Here is a 16,564-nt window from a genome sequence, read left to right on the forward strand (position 1 = left end):
AGCCACTAGGATCGACGCCATCGAAACCTGGATTGGCGGAGTCTTGCATGCCGGCGTGGCGCACTATCAGTTTGTGGATGGACCAACTCGACGAGCCGCTGACCGCGCGCCCGTCGCTTGCGCAGGACCTGGATGTCGACGTGGCGATCATCGGCGCCGGTTACACCGGACTGTGGACTGCGTACTACCTGAAACAACAGGCGCCGAGCCTGAACATTGCCATCATCGAAGCGCAAACCGCCGGGTTCGGCGCTTCCGGTCGCAACGGTGGCTGGTTGATGGGCAATCTGCTGGGCGAAGATCGCCTGCTGGCGGGCCTGTCCGCACAACAACGTCGCGCTTCATTCGACCTGTTGCACAGCATTCCCGATGAAGTAGAAATCGTCCTGGAACGCGAAGGCATCGACTGCGACTACCGTAAGGGCGGAGTGCTGTATTGCGCCGCGCGCTATCCCGAGCAGGAAGCCAATCTTCGCGACTACCTGAAAAAGCTCCACGCCCAGGGCCTGACCGACGACGATTACCGTTGGCTCAGCCCCGAACAACTGGCGCAGCAGCTGCGCATCGCCAAGCCCTACGGCGCCATCTTCGCCCCGCATGTGGCGACCATTCACCCGGCGAAACTGGTGCGCGGTCTGGCGCGAGCCGTCGAAGGCCTGGGGGTGAAGATTTACGAAAACAGCCCGGTGACCCATTGGCAGGCCGGCAGCCTGCGGACCGACAACGCCAGTGTGCGCAGTCGCTGGATCGTTCCGGCCATCGAAGGCTATTCCGTCACGCTGCCACCGCTGGGTCGTTATCAATTGCCGGTGCAAAGCCTGATCGTCGCAACCGAGCCGTTGCCCGCTGCGACCTGGGATGAAATCGGCCTCAGTCGGGGCCAGGCCTTCAGCGAGTTCAGCCGTCAGGTCACTTACGGCCAGCGTAGCGCCGACAACCGCCTGATCTTCGGCGCCCGTGGCGGTTATCAGTTCGCCGGCCAACTGCGGCATAACTTCGACCTGACCCGCGATGAAGTCGAACTGCGGCGCTACCTGTTCGGCGAACTGTTCCCACAACTGAAAAACGTACAGATCACCCACGCCTGGGGCGGCAACCTCGGCATGTCCCGGCATTTCAAACCGCACATGCTCTGCGATCGGGCCAACGGCATCGCGCTGTCCGGCGGCTATGGCGGGGAGGGTGTCGGCGCTTCCAACCTGGGCGGGCGGACGCTTGCGGATCTGATTCTCGAGCGCGACACCGAGCTGACGCATCAACCATGGGTGCTGCCCGATGGCGGGATCCACGCACTGCGGGCCTGGGAGCCGGAGCCATGCCGCTGGCTCGGCTACAACGCGATCATCAAAAGCTTTGTCCACGAAGACCAGACCCTGGCCAACCCGGCGACTGCGCCCTGGCGGCGCAAGCTTGCCAGCCAGGTGGCCGGGTTCATGGAAGGTTTCATGCACTAAACGTTGTTTACTATCAGACAGGTAACGCCATGAGCATCACCCAATTCAAGAACACCGCCACGTTGCAACTGGATGAGTCCAACCCGGTGGCCGTGCCGCTCGGCACGCCAGTGGCGATTGCCTCGACCACCAGCGTCGAGCGCGACGACGGCGTCGAAACCGGCGTCTGGGAATGCACCCCAGGTCGCTGGCGCCGGCAGATCACTGCTCAAGAGTTCTGCCATTTCATTTCCGGTCGCTGCACGTTCACCCCGGACGACGGCGGCGAAACCCTGCACATACAAGGTGGCGACGCACTGATGTTGCCGGCCAATACGCTCGGGATCTGGGACATCCAGGAAACCGTACGCAAGACCTATGTCCTGATTTTCTGACGTTTTGATCCTTTTGATTGCCTGCCAACAACAATAGCCAATACAGGAATCGATCCATGATCCGAAAGACCCTCGCGCTCGCACCCTTGATGCTCGCCGTTTCCCTCGCTCAGGCGGCGGATACGGTCAAGGTTTACAACTGGTCCGACTACATCGCGCCGGACACCACCAAGAACTTCGAAAAGGCCAGCGGCATCGGCGTCACCTATGACGTCTACGACAGCAACGAAACCCTCGACGGCAAGTTGATGACCGGCAAATCCGGTTACGACGTGGTGTTTCCGTCCAACCACTTCATGGCGCGGCAGATCGAAGGCGGGGCGCTGAAGAAACTCGACAAGAGCCAGTTGCCGAACTGGAAGAACCTCAACCCGGTGTTGCTCAAGGCCTTGCAGACCAACGATCCGGGCAACGAACACGGCTTTCCGTACCTGTGGGGCAGCACCGGCATCGGCTACAACATCGCCAAGGTCAAGGCCGTGCTGGGTGACAACGCGCCGGTGGATTCCTGGGATCTGATTTTCAAACCCGAATACATGGAAAAACTGCAGAAATGCGGTGTGGCAATCCTCGACAACGGCCCGGAACTGTTGCCGGCGGCGCTCAATTACCTGGGGCTGCCGCACCACAGCAAAAATCCCGAGGACTACAAGAAAGCTGAAGCGCTGCTGATGAAAGTGCGGCCGTATGTCAGCTATTTCCATTCCTCGAAATACACCAGCGACCTGGCCAACGGTGACATTTGCGTGGCTGTCGGTTTCTCCGGCGACATCCTGCAAGCGGAAAACCGCGCCAAAGAGGCGAAGAACGGCATCGACATCGGCTACGAAATTCCCAAGGAAGGCGCTGCCATCTGGTTCGACATGGTCGCCATGCCCGCCGACGCACCGGACGAGAAGGCCGGCTATGCGTTCATGAACTACCTGCTGCAGCCCGACGTGATGGCCGGCATCAGCAACTACGTGCACTACGCCAATGGCAACGAACAGGCCGACAGCCTGATCGACCCGGCGATCAAGAACGACACCAAGGTTTATCCGAGCCCGGAAATGATGGGCAAGCTGTTCGCGCTGGAAGCGATGCCGCTGAACATCGACCGGATCCGGACACGGGTGTGGAACAAGATTCGTACCGGTAGCTGAAGGAAAAAAGGCGAGGGCGGCACAGCCCTCGCCTGACTATGTTCTGTTGGATCAACTTGATATCAAACCACTGGCATTGCATCGCTAAAGTGCAGCAAAGTGAGACGCTGCTAACAAAAAACAACTTACCGATATTTAATATTTAAATAAGAAATCGTCAGACAATTAGGCAGCCTCACCACACTTTCAAACTTCTTTCGGCGGCACGTGCTTTGTTTACGGGAGTTTCCCGGAACAGTTCAATTTGATCTCGAAAAAATGCTAGACGACAGATTTCAAATTGTGTCAGGTTTCTTACGCCTTCATTGGGCGAGTGATAGGACAATCTCGCCAGAGGTTGTCGCTATCGGACAAAAACTGTTCCATTGCTAAACAAGGAAGTGTGTTTATGTCGAAAGTAAAAGCTAACGCTATTGATACCGCCGAACAGGCTTTTGAGCTGAACGCGGCGCCGCAACCTCTGGCAGCGACCAGCACGGCGTATAACCAGATCAATAGCTTCAGCCATCAGTACGATCGTGGCGGTAACCTCACGGTCAATGGCAAACCCTCCTTTTCCGTCGACCAGGCCGCAACCCAGTTGCTGCGCGACGGCGCTGCCTACCAGGACAAGGATGGCAGCGGCAAGATCGAACTTACCTACACGTTCCTGACTTCGGTATCGTCCAGCACGATGAACAAGCACGGGATCACCGGGTTCAGTCAGTTCAGTGCTCAACAGAAAGCCCAGGCCGTGCTCGCCATGCAATCCTGGGCCGATGTGGCCAACGTGACCTTCACCGAGAAAGCCTCGGGCGGTGATGGCCACATGACCTTCGCCAACTACAGCGGTGGCGTGGACGGCGCAGCAGCGTTCGCCTACCTGCCGGGCACCGGTCCGGGTTACGACGGCACTTCGTGGTACTTGATCAACAGCGGTTACACGCAGAACAAGACCCCGGACCTGAACAACTACGGCCGTCAGACCCTGACCCACGAAATCGGCCACACGCTTGGCCTGGCGCACCCGGGCGACTACAACGCCGGCAACGGCAACCCGACCTACAACGACGCGACCTACGGGCAAGACACCCGCGGCTACAGCGTCATGAGCTACTGGAGCGAAAGCAACACCAGCCAGAACTTCAGCAAGGGCGGCGTGGAAGCCTATTCCTCCGGTCCGCTGATGGATGACATCGCAGCGATCCAGAAGCTCTACGGCGCCAACATGACCACCCGAACCGGTGATACCACCTACGGCTTCAACTCCAACGCCGGTCGCGATTTCCTCAGCGCCTCGTCGTCGGCCGACAAGCTGGTGTTCTCGGTGTGGGATGCGGGCGGCAAGGACACCTTCGACTTCTCGGGCTTCACCCAGAACCAGAAGATCAACCTCAATGAAGCCTCGTTCTCCGACGTTGGCGGCCTGGTGGGCAACGTGTCCATCGCCAAGGGCGTCACCATCGAGAACGCGATCGGCGGTTCGGGCAACGACCTGCTGATCGGCAACAGCGCGGCCAACGAGCTCAAGGGCGGTGCCGGTAACGACATCATCTGGGGTGGCGGTGGCGCCGACAAGCTGTGGGGCGGCGCGGGTTCGGACACCTTTGTGTTCGCAGCCAGCTCCGACTCCAAGCCGGGTGCGATCGATCAGATCCTCGATTTCGTCAGCGGTCTCGACAAAATCGACCTGACCGGTATCACCAAGGGCGCCGGCCTGCACTTCGTCAGCGCCTTCACCGGCGCGGCGGGTGATGCGGTTCTGACGTCCTCGGGCGGCAACAGCCTGCTGTCAGTGGACTTCTCCGGGCACGGCGTGGCTGATTTCCAGGTCAGCACCGTTGGCCAGGCAGCCACCAGCGACATTGTGGCGTGATGTAACACGGGAAAGCGGCGCGTCATGCGCCGCTTTCTTCACTTGCATCGCCGTGACCGGTAAGCAAGGCTACGTGCCGGAGTGAAATTTCCTATGATCCAATTCGCTTTTACCCGCAAAGCGGCGGCGTATCTGTTGCCGATGCTGATGATGATTTCCGGAGAAACAACCATGGCAAGCAGCCTGAGACTCGAAGACCCATCGGTATTTGCCGGGCAGTGGCAAGCGACCCTGAGCGACCGCAACGACGCTCCAGAGGCCCAGGCTTTGCAGGACAAACCGTCGAACACTTGCCTGATCGACCTTGAAGCCAACCAGACGCTGGGCAACGGTGCCGATTGCCTGAGCGCGTGGTTGCAGGACGCGGCCATCGGCTGGTTCCCCGATCCTGACGGTCTGTCGATCACTGGCAAGGAAGGCTCAAGAATCCAGTTTTTCAGCCGACAACGTGATGGGCTTTATCTGAGCACTTTGAAGTCGGGCCTGGTGATTACACTCAAGCGTGCTGTACAGCAACCTTGATGACCAAAACCGACTGACAGTTTAAATATAAAGCACCCCGTTACAGTTATAAGCCGCAGTGCAATAACACGGAGGCCGGTTTTAATCGGGGAAGTTGTTATTGAAGTGTAAGCAAATGCTGGCGGTGTATGTCTCGCTCTCATGGCGAGCAATTAATTTGAAGTCTCGCCAAGCAGGGCGGGAAATACCATTTCAGGAATAATCAATGAAGATGGCGAAGGCCCCAGCCACCGCTCCCTTATTCAAGGCATTAGGTGACTATAAAAGCATTCTGATCAGCGTCGGATGCTTTACCGCACTGATTAACGTGCTGATGCTGGTGCCTTCCATATATATGCTCCAGGTCTACGACCGGGTGCTGTCTTCGCAGAACGAAACTACCCTGGCGATGCTGTCGCTGATGGTCGTCGGTTTCTTCGCGTTTATCGGCCTGCTGGAAGTGGTGCGCAGCTTTATCGTGATCCGCATCGGCAGCCAGTTGGAGCGCCGCTTCAACCTGCGGGTCTATCAGGCAGCTTTCGAACGTAACCTGTTCAAGGGCGAGGGCAACGCCGGGCAGTCCCTGGGCGACCTGACCCACATTCGCCAATTCGTCACCGGGCCTGCGCTGTTCGCGTTCTTCGATGCGCCGTGGTTCCCGGTTTATCTGTTTGTGATTTACCTGTTCAACGTCTGGCTCGGCGTGCTGGCCACAGCGGGAGCGCTGCTGCTGATCGCGCTGGCGTGCCTGAACGAATACATGACCAAGAAGCCGCTGGGCGAAGCCGCCGGTTATTCGCAGAAATCCAGCCAGTTGGCCACCAGCCACCTGCACAACGCCGAAACCATTCAAGCCATGGGCATGCTGGGCGCCTTGCGCAAGCGCTGGTTCCAGGTGCACTCGCGCTTCCTCGGCCTGCAGAATCAGGCCAGCGACACTGGCGCGGTGATCAGCTCGCTGAGCAAGACCCTGCGCCTGTGCCTGCAATCGCTGGTGCTGGGCCTCGGCGCACTGCTGGTGATCAAGGGTGACATGACCGCCGGGATGATGATCGCCGGCTCCATTCTGATGGGCCGGGTACTGAGCCCGATCGACCAGTTGATCGCCGTGTGGAAGCAGTGGAGCGGGGCGAAGCTGGCTTACCGTCGCCTCGATGCGTTGCTGCAAGCTTTCCCGCCGAGCGATGACGCCATGGCGCTGCCGGCGCCGAAAGGCCAGATCACCTTTGAACAAGTCAGCGCCGGCCCTCCGGGTCAACGCTCCGCGACCCTGCACATGGTCAACTTCAACCTGGCGGCCGGTGAAGTGCTGGGCGTGCTCGGTGCCTCCGGTTCCGGCAAATCGACCCTGGCGCGTGTGCTGGTCGGCGTATGGCCGGCCCTTGGTGGCACGGTACGTCTGGACGGCGCCGACATCCACCGTTGGAACCGCGATCAGCTCGGCCCATACATCGGCTATCTGCCGCAGGACATCGAGCTGTTCAGTGGCAGCATCGCCGAGAACATTGCCCGTTTCAGTGAAGCCGATCCGCAAAAGGTCGTGGCCGCCGCGCAACAGGCCGGCGTGCACGAACTGATCCTGCGCATGCCACAAGGCTACGACACGCAATTGGGCGAGGACGGCAGCGGTTTGTCCGGCGGCCAGAAACAGCGTGTGGCACTGGCCCGTGCGTTGTACGGCAACCCGAGCCTGGTAGTGCTGGATGAGCCGAATTCCAACCTCGACACCGTCGGCGAAGCCGCGTTGTCCAGCGCGATCGTGCAGCTCAAGGCCCAGGGCACCACCGTGGTACTGGTCACCCACCGTTCTTCGGTACTGGCTCAGGCCGACAAGCTGCTGGTACTCAACGACGGCCGTCTGCAGGCCTTCGGCCCGAGCCATGATGTGCTCAAGGCACTGTCCGGTAACCAGCCCGGCAACCCGCCACAACCAAACGAAAAACCTGCGCAAGCACCGGCCGGGCTCAGCATGAGCCGTCAGTATCAGCCGACGACAAGGAATTCGGGTGTATGAGCAGCGCGAGCATGAACACGCAAAACGAAGCCACGATGGAACACGACTACATCACCGAGCGCCCTGAACGCGACGCCAGATTTTTCGCCCGCATGGGCTGGATTCTGGCGCTGGTCGGCGCCGGCAGCTTCTTCACCTGGGCGGCATTGGCGCCGCTGGATCAGGGCATTCCGGTGCAGGGCACCGTGGTGGTGTCGGGCAAGCGCAAGGCCGTGCAGTCGATGAGCAGCGGCGTGGTCAGCCGGATTCTGGTGCGTGAAGGCGAAATCGTGAAGCAGGGCCAGCCACTGTTCCGCCTCGACCAGACCCAGGTTGCCGCCGACGTGCAGTCACTTCAGGCGCAATACCGCATGGCCTGGGCCAGCCTGGCGCGCTGGCAGGCCGAGCGTGACAACCTCAAACAAGTGACGTTTCCGGCAGAACTGAGCGACAACGCCGATCCGCGCCTGGCGCTGGTGCTGGAAGGTCAGCGGCAATTGTTCAGCAGCCGTCGCGAAGCGTTTGCCCGCGAACAGGCCGCCCTGCGCGCGAGCATCGAGGGCGCCACCGCGCAGCTGGCGGGCATGCGCCGCGCCCGAACTGACCTCAACGCCCAGGCTGACTCGCTGCAACAGCAGTTGAGCAACCTGCAACCGCTGGCCGACAACGGCTATATCCCACGCAACCGCCTGATGGAATACCAGCGTCAGCTGTCGCAGGTTCAGCAGCAATTGGCCGAGAACACCGGTGAAAGCGGCCGGGTGGAGCAGGGCATTCTTGAATCCCGGCTGAAACTGCAACAGCACGGTGAGGAATACCAGAAGGAAGTCCGCACCCAGCTGGCCGACGCACAACTGAAAAGCGTCACCCTGTCCGAGCAACTGACCTCCGCCGGTTTCGACCTGCAACACAGCGAAATCCTCGCCACCGCTGATGGCGTGGCCGTCAACCTCGGTGTGCACACAGAAGGCGCCGTGGTGCGTCAGGGCGAAACCCTGCTGGAAATCGTCCCGCAAGGCACGCGCCTGGAAGTCGAAGGGCACCTGCCGATCAACCTGATCGACAAGGTCGGCACGCACTTGCCGGTCGACATCCTGTTCACCGCGTTCAACCAGAGCAAGACGCCACGGGTGCCCGGCGAAGTCAGCCTGATTTCCGCCGACCAGATGGTCGACGAGAAAACCGGCGTTCCGTACTACGTGTTGCGCAGCAGCGTCAGCGATCAGGCCATGGAAAAACTCAACGGCCTGGTGATCAAACCCGGCATGCCAGCGGAAATGTTCGTGCGCACTGGCGAACGTTCGCTCCTCAACTACCTGTTCAAGCCGCTGCTCGACCGCGCCGGTTCCGCGTTGACCGAAGAATAAGGATGTTCGGCTGTATGAATAAGCTTTCCATGCTGGCGGCAGTGTTCGCGCTGCTCGCGGGCAACAGTGCAGTGGCGGCCATGGGGCCGTTCGAGATCTACGAACAGGCGTTGCGCAATGACCCGGTGTTCCTCGGCGCGATCAAGGAGCGCGATGCAGGCCTTGAAAACCGCGCTATCGGCCGCGCCGGTCTGTTGCCGAAACTGGGTTACAACTACAACAAGGGTCGCAACTCGTCGAAGGCCACGTCCCTCGACGAACGCGCGCGCAATCGCACCGATGAGCGTAATTACAACAGCTACGGCTCGAGCTTGACTTTGCAACAACCGTTGCTCGACTACGAAGCCTACGCGGCGTATCGCAAGGGCGTGGCCCAGTCGCTGTTTGCCGACGAGAACTTCCGCGGCAAGAGCCAGGAACTGCTGGTTCGCGTACTGGATAACTACACCAAGGCTTTGTTTGCCCAGGACCAGATCGACATCGCGCTGGCCAAGAAGAAGGCGTACGAGCAGCAGTTCCAGCAGAACGAGCACATGTTCAAGCAGGGCGAGGGTACCCGTACGGACATCCTCGAAGCCGAGTCGCGTTATGAACTGGCAACCGCCGAGGAAATCGAGGCCCGCAACGAGCAAGACGCCGCGCTACGGGAACTGGGCGCATTGGTAGGGGTGCCGGCGGTGGACATCAGTGATCTGGCGCCACTGGATCAGAACTTCCAGACATTCGCCCTGATGCCGGCCAACTACGACACCTGGCACGAACTGGCGATCAGCAACAACCCGAACCTGGCGTCCCAGCGTCAGGCGGTGGAAGTGGCGCGTTACGAAGTCGAGCGCAACCGCGCCGGGCACCTGCCGAAAGTCAGCGCTTACGCCACGATGCGCCAGAACGAATCGGAAAGCGGCAACACCTACAACCAGCGTTACGAAACCAACACCATCGGGTTTGAAGTCAGCGTGCCGTTGTACGCCGGTGGTGGTGTGTCGGCCTCGACCCGCCAGGCCAGCCGCACCATGGAACAGGCCGAATACGAACTGGATGGCAAGACCCGCGAGACCCTGATCGAATTGCGTCGTCAGTTCAGCGCCTGCCTGTCCGGGGTCAACAAGCTGCGCGCCTATCAAAAGGCCCTGGCCTCGGCCGAAGCGCTGGTGGTGTCGACCAAGCAAAGCATTCTCGGTGGCGAGCGAACCAACCTCGACGCACTGAACGCCGAACAACAACTATTTACCACCCGCCGCGACCTGGCCCAGGCACGCTATGACTACCTTATGGCCTGGACCAAATTGCATTACTACGCGGGCACCTTGAGCGAACAGGATCTGGCGCGGGTGGATGAGGCGTTTGGGGTGGCTGGACGTTGATGTGCATGGCTTCAGACTGGCCCTCACCCTAACCCTCTCCCGGAGGGAGAGGGGACTGATCGGGGGATATTTTGGAGGTACACCGACCTGATCGGGCGTCACCGAATCCAGCATCGACCCGGTTTTCAGGTCGATGTATGACGCAAGACACCTCGATCAGCTCCCTCTCCTTGGGGAGAGGGCTGGGGTGAGGGGAATGGGCAACACCGCAGAATCAACCTGCATAAAACAATAAAAGTGAGTGGTGAACATGGACGTATGCATCAAGCCGATCACGGTCGGCACCCTGCTGCTTGTGATGTCTGCAACCCAGGCTCAGGCCCAATACCTCGAATCCGGAAAGCCCGGCGATCCGGCCAGTTGGCGCAGCGCCGAATTCCTGCGTGACTGGGGCCTGGGCCGGATGCAGGCCGATCAGGCCTACGCCGCCGGCATCACCGGCAAGGGCGTGAAGGTCGGCGCGCTGGACTCCGGTTTCGACGCCGCCCATCCCGAGTTCGCCAGCGACCGTTATCACCCGGTACTGGCCAGCGGCAGTTACATCGACGGCACGCTGTTCAATGTCAACGGCACCCTCAATCCGAACAACGATTCCCACGGCACCCACGTGGTCGGCACCATGGGCGCGTCCCGTGATGGCACCGGCATGCATGGCGTGGCGTACAACGCGCAGATCTACGTTGGCAACACCAACAAGAACGACAGTTTCCTGTTCGGCCCCAACCCCGATCCGCGTTACTTCAAAGCAGTGTACGACGCCCTGGCCGACGCCGGCGTGCGGGCGATCAACAACAGCTGGGGCAGCCAGCCGCCGGATGTCAGCTATCGAACCCTCGCGGATCTGCACGCCGCTTACGCCCAGCACTGGAACAAAGGCACCTGGCTGGATGCGGCGGCGGATGTTTCCCGTCGCGGCGTGATCAATGTGTTCAGCGCCGGCAACAGCGGCTACCCGAATGCCAGCGTGCGCTCGGCGCTGCCGTACTTTCAGCCAGACCTGGAAGGGCATTGGCTGGCGGTGTCCGGGCTGGATCAAAGCAATCAGCAGAAGTACAACCAGTGTGGCATCGCCAAATACTGGTGCATCACCACGCCGGGCGCGAAGATCGACAGCACCATTCCCGACGGCGGTTATGCGATCAAGTCCGGCACCTCGATGGCCGCGCCGCACGCCACCGGCGCACTGGCGCTGGTGATGGAGCGCTATCCGTACATGAACAATCAGCAGGCGCTCGAAGTGTTGCTGACCACCGCCACCCAGCTCGACGGTTCGGTGACCAATGCGCCGACCGAACGGGTCGGCTGGGGCGTGGCCAACCTGTACCGGGCGATGCGTGGGCCGGGGCAATTGCTCGGGGCGTTCGACGCCCATCTGGCGGCCGGGCAGAGCGATGTCTGGAGCAATGACATCAGCGACAAAGCCCTGATCCAGCGCCAGAGCGAAGACCTCGCCGAACACAGCGCCTGGCAGCAAACCCTGCAAAGCAAGGGCTGGCAGAACGGCGTGCCGGCCGGTGCCAGCCAGCAGGATCAGACCGACTACGCCGTGGGCATGGCCCGTGACGCAGCGGCTTCCGCTCGGGTGTATCAGGGCAGCCTGATCAAATCCGGTGACGGGCGACTGATTTTGACCGGTGACAACACGTATCGCGGGCCGACCACGGTCAATGGCGGTCTGCTGACGGTGAACGGTTCGCTGACCTCGGCCGTGACTGTCAATGACGGCGGCACTCTTGGCGGTGCCGGGCGGATCGGTGCACTGACCTCTAACAGCGGTGGCCGTGTCGCACCGGGCAATTCCATCGGCACCTTGAATGTGGCCGGTGACGTGAACTTCGCGCCAGGCTCGACCTACGCCGTGGAGTTGTCTCCCACCAGCAGCGACCGCATCGTCGCCGGCGGCATCGCCTCCATCAACGGCGCCACCGTGAGCCTGTCGCTGGAAAACAGCCCGACACTGCTCAGCACCAGCGAAGCCAGAAGCCTGCTCGGCCAGCAGTACAACATTCTGCAAGCGGCGGGCGGCATTCAGGGTCGGTTCGGTGCAGTGCTGCCGGATTATCTGTTCATCGGTGGCAGCCTGGCCTACAGCGGCAACGGCATCGGCTTGAATGTCGAGCGCAACGCGACATCGTTCGCCAGCGTCGGCCAGACACCGAATCAGCGCTCCGTGGCCACAGCCGTCGAAGGTCTGGGCGCGGGCAATTCCGTGTACGAAAGCCTGTTGTTGTCGGCCAACGCCGGTGACGCGCAACAAGCCTTTCAACAGTTGAGCGGTGAAATCTACCCGGCCCTCGGTTCGGTGCTGATCAACGACAGCCGCCAACTGCGCGACGCCATCGGCGAGCGCCTGCATGACGCCCAAACCACGCAAAGCAATGGCTGGATCAAGGCCCTCGGCGCTTGGGGTACGACCGACTCGCGACACGACACCGCCGGTTACAGCACCTCCATCGGTGGGCTACTGGCAGGTGTCGACGGCGCGGTCGACGAGCAGACCCGCATCGGTCTGGTCACCGGTTACAGCGACAGCTCGCTGAGCATGGGCTCGGGCACCCATTCCTCGGCCAAGGTCGACAGCTATCACCTCGGCGCCTACGCCGGTCACGACATCGGCGCCTGGCGCCTGAGCACCGGCGCCGCTTACAGCTGGCATCGCGCCGATGTGAAGCGCGACTTGCAGTACGGCAACGTCAGCGCCAAGCAGAAAGCCAAGGTCGATGCCGCCACCACTCAGGTATTCGGCGAAGCGGCTTATCGATTGAATCTGCAACCTCTGGCCCTGGAGCCGTTCGCCAATCTGGCCTACGTGCATCTCGACACCGACGGCTTCACCGAGAAGGGCGACGCCGCCGCGTTGAAAAGCAATGACGACCAGCGCGACGCGGTGTTGAGCACCCTCGGCGTGCGGGCGATCAAGACCTTTGACCTGCCGTCCGCGCAGAAACTGCAAGTGAGCGGTCATCTGGGCTGGCAGCACAGCCTGACCGACATCGAATCCGAACAGCATGTGCGTTTCGCCAGCGGCAGCGCGCCGTACACGGTCGAAAGCTCGCCACTGGTGCGCGACGCCGCCCTGGTCGGCGTGCAGGCCAGCCTGGCGCTGACCCGCGACGTGCGGGTCAACCTCGATTACACCGGACAACTGGCCAGCCGCGAGAAACAACACGGCGTGGGCCTGAGCCTGAACTGGCAGTTCTAAACACACGGATGATCGTTCCCACGTCGAGGCGTCGAACCGTCTGCGTGGGAATGCCTCTAGGGACGCTCCGCGTCCAGTGACGCGGAGCGTCACGGGCTGCATTCCCACGCGGGAGCGTGGGAACGATCAACGATCACTTCAATAGACGGATTTTTCGCAACATCACTAAGGAAGGTCGCTGGATGAAAAACAACAACACCCCCGCGCAATCGGGTGGCTGCTTTCGCCTGAAAACTCTCAACGTCGCCTTGCTCTGCGCACTGGCCACCTGGGGCAACGCAAACGCGGCGCCCTACGTGGAAAGCGGCCGGGCAGGAGATCCGGGCAGTTGGCGCAGCGCCGAATTCCAGGCCGACTGGGGCCTGGGCGCCATTGGTGCCGACCACGCGTACGCCGCCGGTTACACCGGTAAGGACGTGAAACTGGGGATCTTCGACCAGCCGGTCTACGCCGCGCACCCGGAGTTTTCCGGCAGTAACAAAGTCATCACCCTGGTGACCTCGGGGATCCGCGAATACACCGACCCGTACATTCCGGTCAAAGCCGGGGACGCGTTTCGCTATGACGGTTCGCCCTCGGTCGGCTCCGACGGCAAGCTCGGCGCCCACGGTACTCACGTCGGCGGTATCGCTGCCGGCAGCCGTGACGGCGGGCCGATGCACGGCGTGGCGTTCGGCGCACAGATCATCAGCGCCGACAACGGCGACCCGGGCCCGGAAGACGGCATCGTGCGCGGCAACGACGGCGCAGTGTACAAGGCCGGCTGGGATGCGCTGATCGCCAGCGGCGCGCGGATCATCAACAACAGCTGGGGCATCGGCATCACCGACCGTTTCGACCTCGGCGGCCGTGACCCGGCGTACCCGCATTTCACCGTCAACGACGCGCAACTGCAGTTCAACGAAATTCGCACACTGCTGGGCACCAAACCCGGCGGCGCCTACGACGGCGCAATCGCCGCCGCACGCAGCGGGATCGTGACGATTTTCGCAGCGGGCAACGACTACAACCTGAACAACCCGGACGCCATCGCCGGCCTCGGTTACTTCGTGCCGGACATCGCGCCGAACTGGATCACCGTCGCCGCCTTGCAGAAGAACCCGGATCTGGCCAGCGCCAACCCGTACATCATGAGTACGTTCTCTTCGCGTTGCGGCTACACCGCGAGTTTCTGCGTGTCGGCACCGGGTACGAAAATCTTCAGTTCGATCATCGAAGGCACCAACGCCGACAACCTGACCACGGGTTACAAGAACTACAACGGCACCTCGATGGCCGCGCCCCACGTGGCCGGTTCCATCGCAGTGCTGATGGAGCGCTTCCCGTACATGTCCGGCGATCAGGTCGCCAGAGTGTTGCGCACCACGGCTACCGACCTCGGCGCACCGGGCATCGACGCCCTGTACGGCTGGGGCATGATCAACCTGCGCAAGGGCATCGACGGCCCGGCGATGTTCGTCACCGAGCAGGACATTCCCGAAGAATTCCGCATCCAGGGCGCCTACGGTTCCGGTCAGTTCGTGGCCGATCTGCCGGGCATCGGCGCGATCATCGATGCGGGCAAGCCCACCGAGCGCGTGTGCAACGACATCACCTGCGGGCTCGACACTTGGCGCAACGACATTTCCGGCCATGGCGGTTTGACCAAGCAGGGCATCGGCACCCTGGTGCTGACCGGCAACAACACCTACAGCGGCCCGACCCTGGTCAATCAGGGGCGATTGGCAATCAATGGCTCGCTGCAATCGGCGGTCACGGTCAATGACGGCGGCATCCTCGGCGGTAACGGTCGGATCGCTGCGCTGACCGCCAACAGTGGCGGCACGGTGGCGCCGGGCAACTCCATCGGCACCTTGAATGTGGCCGGTGACGTGACCTTCGCACCGGGTTCGACCTATGCGGTGGAAGTGTCCCCGACCAGCAGCGACCGGATCGTCGCCGGCGGCAAAGCGCTGATCGAAGGCGCAACCGTAACCATGTCGCTGGAAAACAGCCCGACGCTGTTGACCACGGGCGAAGTGAAAAGCCTGCTCGGGACCCAGTTCAACATCTTGCAGGCAGCGGGTGGCATTGAAGGGCAGTTCGGCCAGGTGTTGCCCGACTACGCGTTCCTCGGCGGCACCCTGGCGTACTCGGCAAACGGTGTGCAACTGGACGTCGGCCGTAATGGCGCCTCGTTCGCCAGCGTCGGCCTGACCCCGAACCAGCGCGCGGTCGGTGCTGCCGCCGAACGCCTCGGCGCCGGCAATGCGTTGTTCGAAACCCTGTTGCTGTCGCCGTCGGCGGCCGCTGCGCAGGATGCCTTCCAGCAACTGTCCGGCGAGATTCACCCGGCCATCGGCACGCTGCTGATCAACGACAGCCGCTACCTGCGCGATGCGGTGGGAGAACGTCTGCGTGAGCGCGATCTGTTCGATGCCGGCGCGCCGACCGATGACCGCAGCAACGCCTGGCTCAAAGTGCTCGGCGCTTGGGGCAAGAGCGATGGCGGGTCGAAATACGCCGATTCCACCAGCTCCATCGGCGGCCTGCTGGCCGGTGTCGACGGCTTGATCGCTGAAGATACCCGTCTGGGTTTCGTGACCGGTTATAGCGACAGCTCGTTGAGCATGGGCGAGGGTACACATTCGTCCGCCTCGGTCGATAGCTATCACCTGGGCGCGTACCTGGGGCATCAGATCGATGCGCTGCGTCTGACCGCCGGTGCGGCTTACAGCTGGCATCGCATCGACGTCAAACGCGACCTGCAATTCGCTGGCGTCAGCGGCAAACAGAAAACCAAGCGCGATGCGACCACCGCGCAACTGTTCACTGAAGCGGCCTACGACCTGGGCCTGCAACCGATGAACCTGGAGCCGTTCGCCAATCTGGCCTACGTGCACCTCAACAGCGACAGCTTCACCGAGAAGGGTGATGCCGCCGCACTGAAGGGCGGCGAAGACAACCGCGATGTGGTGTTGTCGACCCTCGGTGTGCGGGCCAAGCGCACGTTTGCCCTGTCGGAGAAACATCAGCTGGAACTGGGCGCAAGCCTGGGCTGGCAGCACAACTTGAGCCGCGTGGATGCTGACAGTCACCTGGCGTTCGCCAATGGCAACAGTGCATTCACCGTGCAAAGTGTGTCGATGGATCGAGATGCCGCGGTGGTCGGCGTGCGCGCCGGGCTGGCGCTCAATCGCGATGTCCGGGTCAACCTGGACTACAACGGGCTGATCGGCTCCAACGAAAAGGACCACGGTGTGGGCCTTACGCTGGACTGGCAGTTCTAAGGGGTAGCGGCAGTTCTTTCGAGAACTGCCGTTTTTGAAAGGA

General features: G+C 61.6%; 10 protein-coding genes. All 10 read left to right on the top strand.

The genetic code is table 11. The features are described 5' to 3' along the window. Positions 1 to 47: 47 nt before the first annotated feature. Positions 48 to 1,454, top strand: a complete 1,407-nt coding sequence (locus CAF76_RS01285) for an FAD-binding oxidoreductase (RefSeq protein WP_085646535.1) — start codon at positions 48 to 50, stop codon at positions 1,452 to 1,454. Between the two features lie 29 nt (positions 1,455 to 1,483). Then, positions 1,484 to 1,828: a cupin domain-containing protein gene (locus tag CAF76_RS01290; RefSeq protein WP_064596520.1), complete on the top strand. Its 345-nt coding sequence runs from the start codon at positions 1,484 to 1,486 to the stop codon at positions 1,826 to 1,828. Positions 1,829 to 1,884: 56 nt separating this feature from the next. Then, positions 1,885 to 2,970, top strand: coding sequence for a polyamine ABC transporter substrate-binding protein (locus CAF76_RS01295; RefSeq protein WP_085646536.1), 1,086 nt, complete (start codon positions 1,885 to 1,887; stop codon positions 2,968 to 2,970). Positions 2,971 to 3,358: 388 nt separating this feature from the next. Then, positions 3,359 to 4,825, top strand: a complete 1,467-nt coding sequence (locus tag CAF76_RS01300; RefSeq protein WP_064596527.1) for a serralysin family metalloprotease — start codon at positions 3,359 to 3,361, stop codon at positions 4,823 to 4,825. A 93-nt stretch (positions 4,826 to 4,918) separates the two neighbouring features. Further along, positions 4,919 to 5,347: an AprI/Inh family metalloprotease inhibitor gene (locus CAF76_RS01305; protein ID WP_158090456.1), complete on the top strand. Its 429-nt coding sequence runs from the start codon at positions 4,919 to 4,921 to the stop codon at positions 5,345 to 5,347. A gap of 205 nt (positions 5,348 to 5,552) precedes the next feature. Then, positions 5,553 to 7,340, top strand: a complete 1,788-nt coding sequence (locus CAF76_RS01310; RefSeq protein WP_085646537.1) for a type I secretion system permease/ATPase — start codon at positions 5,553 to 5,555, stop codon at positions 7,338 to 7,340. Beyond that, the gene (locus tag CAF76_RS01315; RefSeq protein ID WP_039768319.1) at positions 7,337 to 8,686 is read left to right on the top strand and encodes an HlyD family type I secretion periplasmic adaptor subunit; all 1,350 of its coding nucleotides are present in this window, start codon (positions 7,337 to 7,339) and stop codon (positions 8,684 to 8,686) included. The genes CAF76_RS01310 and CAF76_RS01315 overlap by 4 nt, the downstream gene beginning before the upstream one ends. 2 nt (positions 8,687 to 8,688) lie before the next feature. Beyond that, on the top strand, positions 8,689 to 10,050 hold the full coding sequence (locus tag CAF76_RS01320; RefSeq protein ID WP_085646538.1) for a TolC family outer membrane protein: 1,362 nt from the start codon (positions 8,689 to 8,691) through the stop codon (positions 10,048 to 10,050). A 250-nt stretch (positions 10,051 to 10,300) separates the two neighbouring features. Further along, positions 10,301 to 13,252, top strand: a complete 2,952-nt coding sequence (locus CAF76_RS01325; RefSeq protein WP_085646539.1) for an autotransporter serine protease — start codon at positions 10,301 to 10,303, stop codon at positions 13,250 to 13,252. Between the two features lie 182 nt (positions 13,253 to 13,434). Continuing rightward, entirely contained in the window at positions 13,435 to 16,521 is a 3,087-nt protein-coding gene (locus CAF76_RS01330; protein ID WP_085646540.1) for an autotransporter serine protease, read from the top strand. The last annotated feature ends 43 nt before the right edge of the window (positions 16,522 to 16,564 follow it).

It is taken from the genome of Pseudomonas sp. B40(2017) (assembly GCF_002112855.1).
Taxonomy (GTDB): Bacteria; Pseudomonadota; Gammaproteobacteria; order Pseudomonadales; family Pseudomonadaceae; genus Aquipseudomonas; species Aquipseudomonas pharyngis.

Bases quoted from the DNA above. Each gene is read 5' to 3' on its own strand.
- CAF76_RS01325 (WP_085646539.1), top strand. From the start codon at position 10,301: ATGGACGTATGCATCAAGCCGATCACGGTCGGCACCCTGCTGCTTGTG.
- CAF76_RS01305 (WP_158090456.1), top strand. From the start codon at position 4,919: ATGATCCAATTCGCTTTTACCCGCAAAGCGGCGGCGTATCTGTTGCCG.
- CAF76_RS01330 (WP_085646540.1), top strand. From the start codon at position 13,435: ATGAAAAACAACAACACCCCCGCGCAATCGGGTGGCTGCTTTCGCCTG.
- CAF76_RS01320 (WP_085646538.1), top strand. From the start codon at position 8,689: ATGTTCGGCTGTATGAATAAGCTTTCCATGCTGGCGGCAGTGTTCGCG.
- CAF76_RS01285 (WP_085646535.1), top strand. From the start codon at position 48: ATGCCGGCGTGGCGCACTATCAGTTTGTGGATGGACCAACTCGACGAG.
- CAF76_RS01295 (WP_085646536.1), top strand. From the start codon at position 1,885: ATGATCCGAAAGACCCTCGCGCTCGCACCCTTGATGCTCGCCGTTTCC.
- CAF76_RS01290 (WP_064596520.1), top strand. From the start codon at position 1,484: ATGAGCATCACCCAATTCAAGAACACCGCCACGTTGCAACTGGATGAG.
- CAF76_RS01310 (WP_085646537.1), top strand. From the start codon at position 5,553: ATGAAGATGGCGAAGGCCCCAGCCACCGCTCCCTTATTCAAGGCATTA.
- CAF76_RS01315 (WP_039768319.1), top strand. From the start codon at position 7,337: ATGAGCAGCGCGAGCATGAACACGCAAAACGAAGCCACGATGGAACAC.
- CAF76_RS01300 (WP_064596527.1), top strand. From the start codon at position 3,359: ATGTCGAAAGTAAAAGCTAACGCTATTGATACCGCCGAACAGGCTTTT.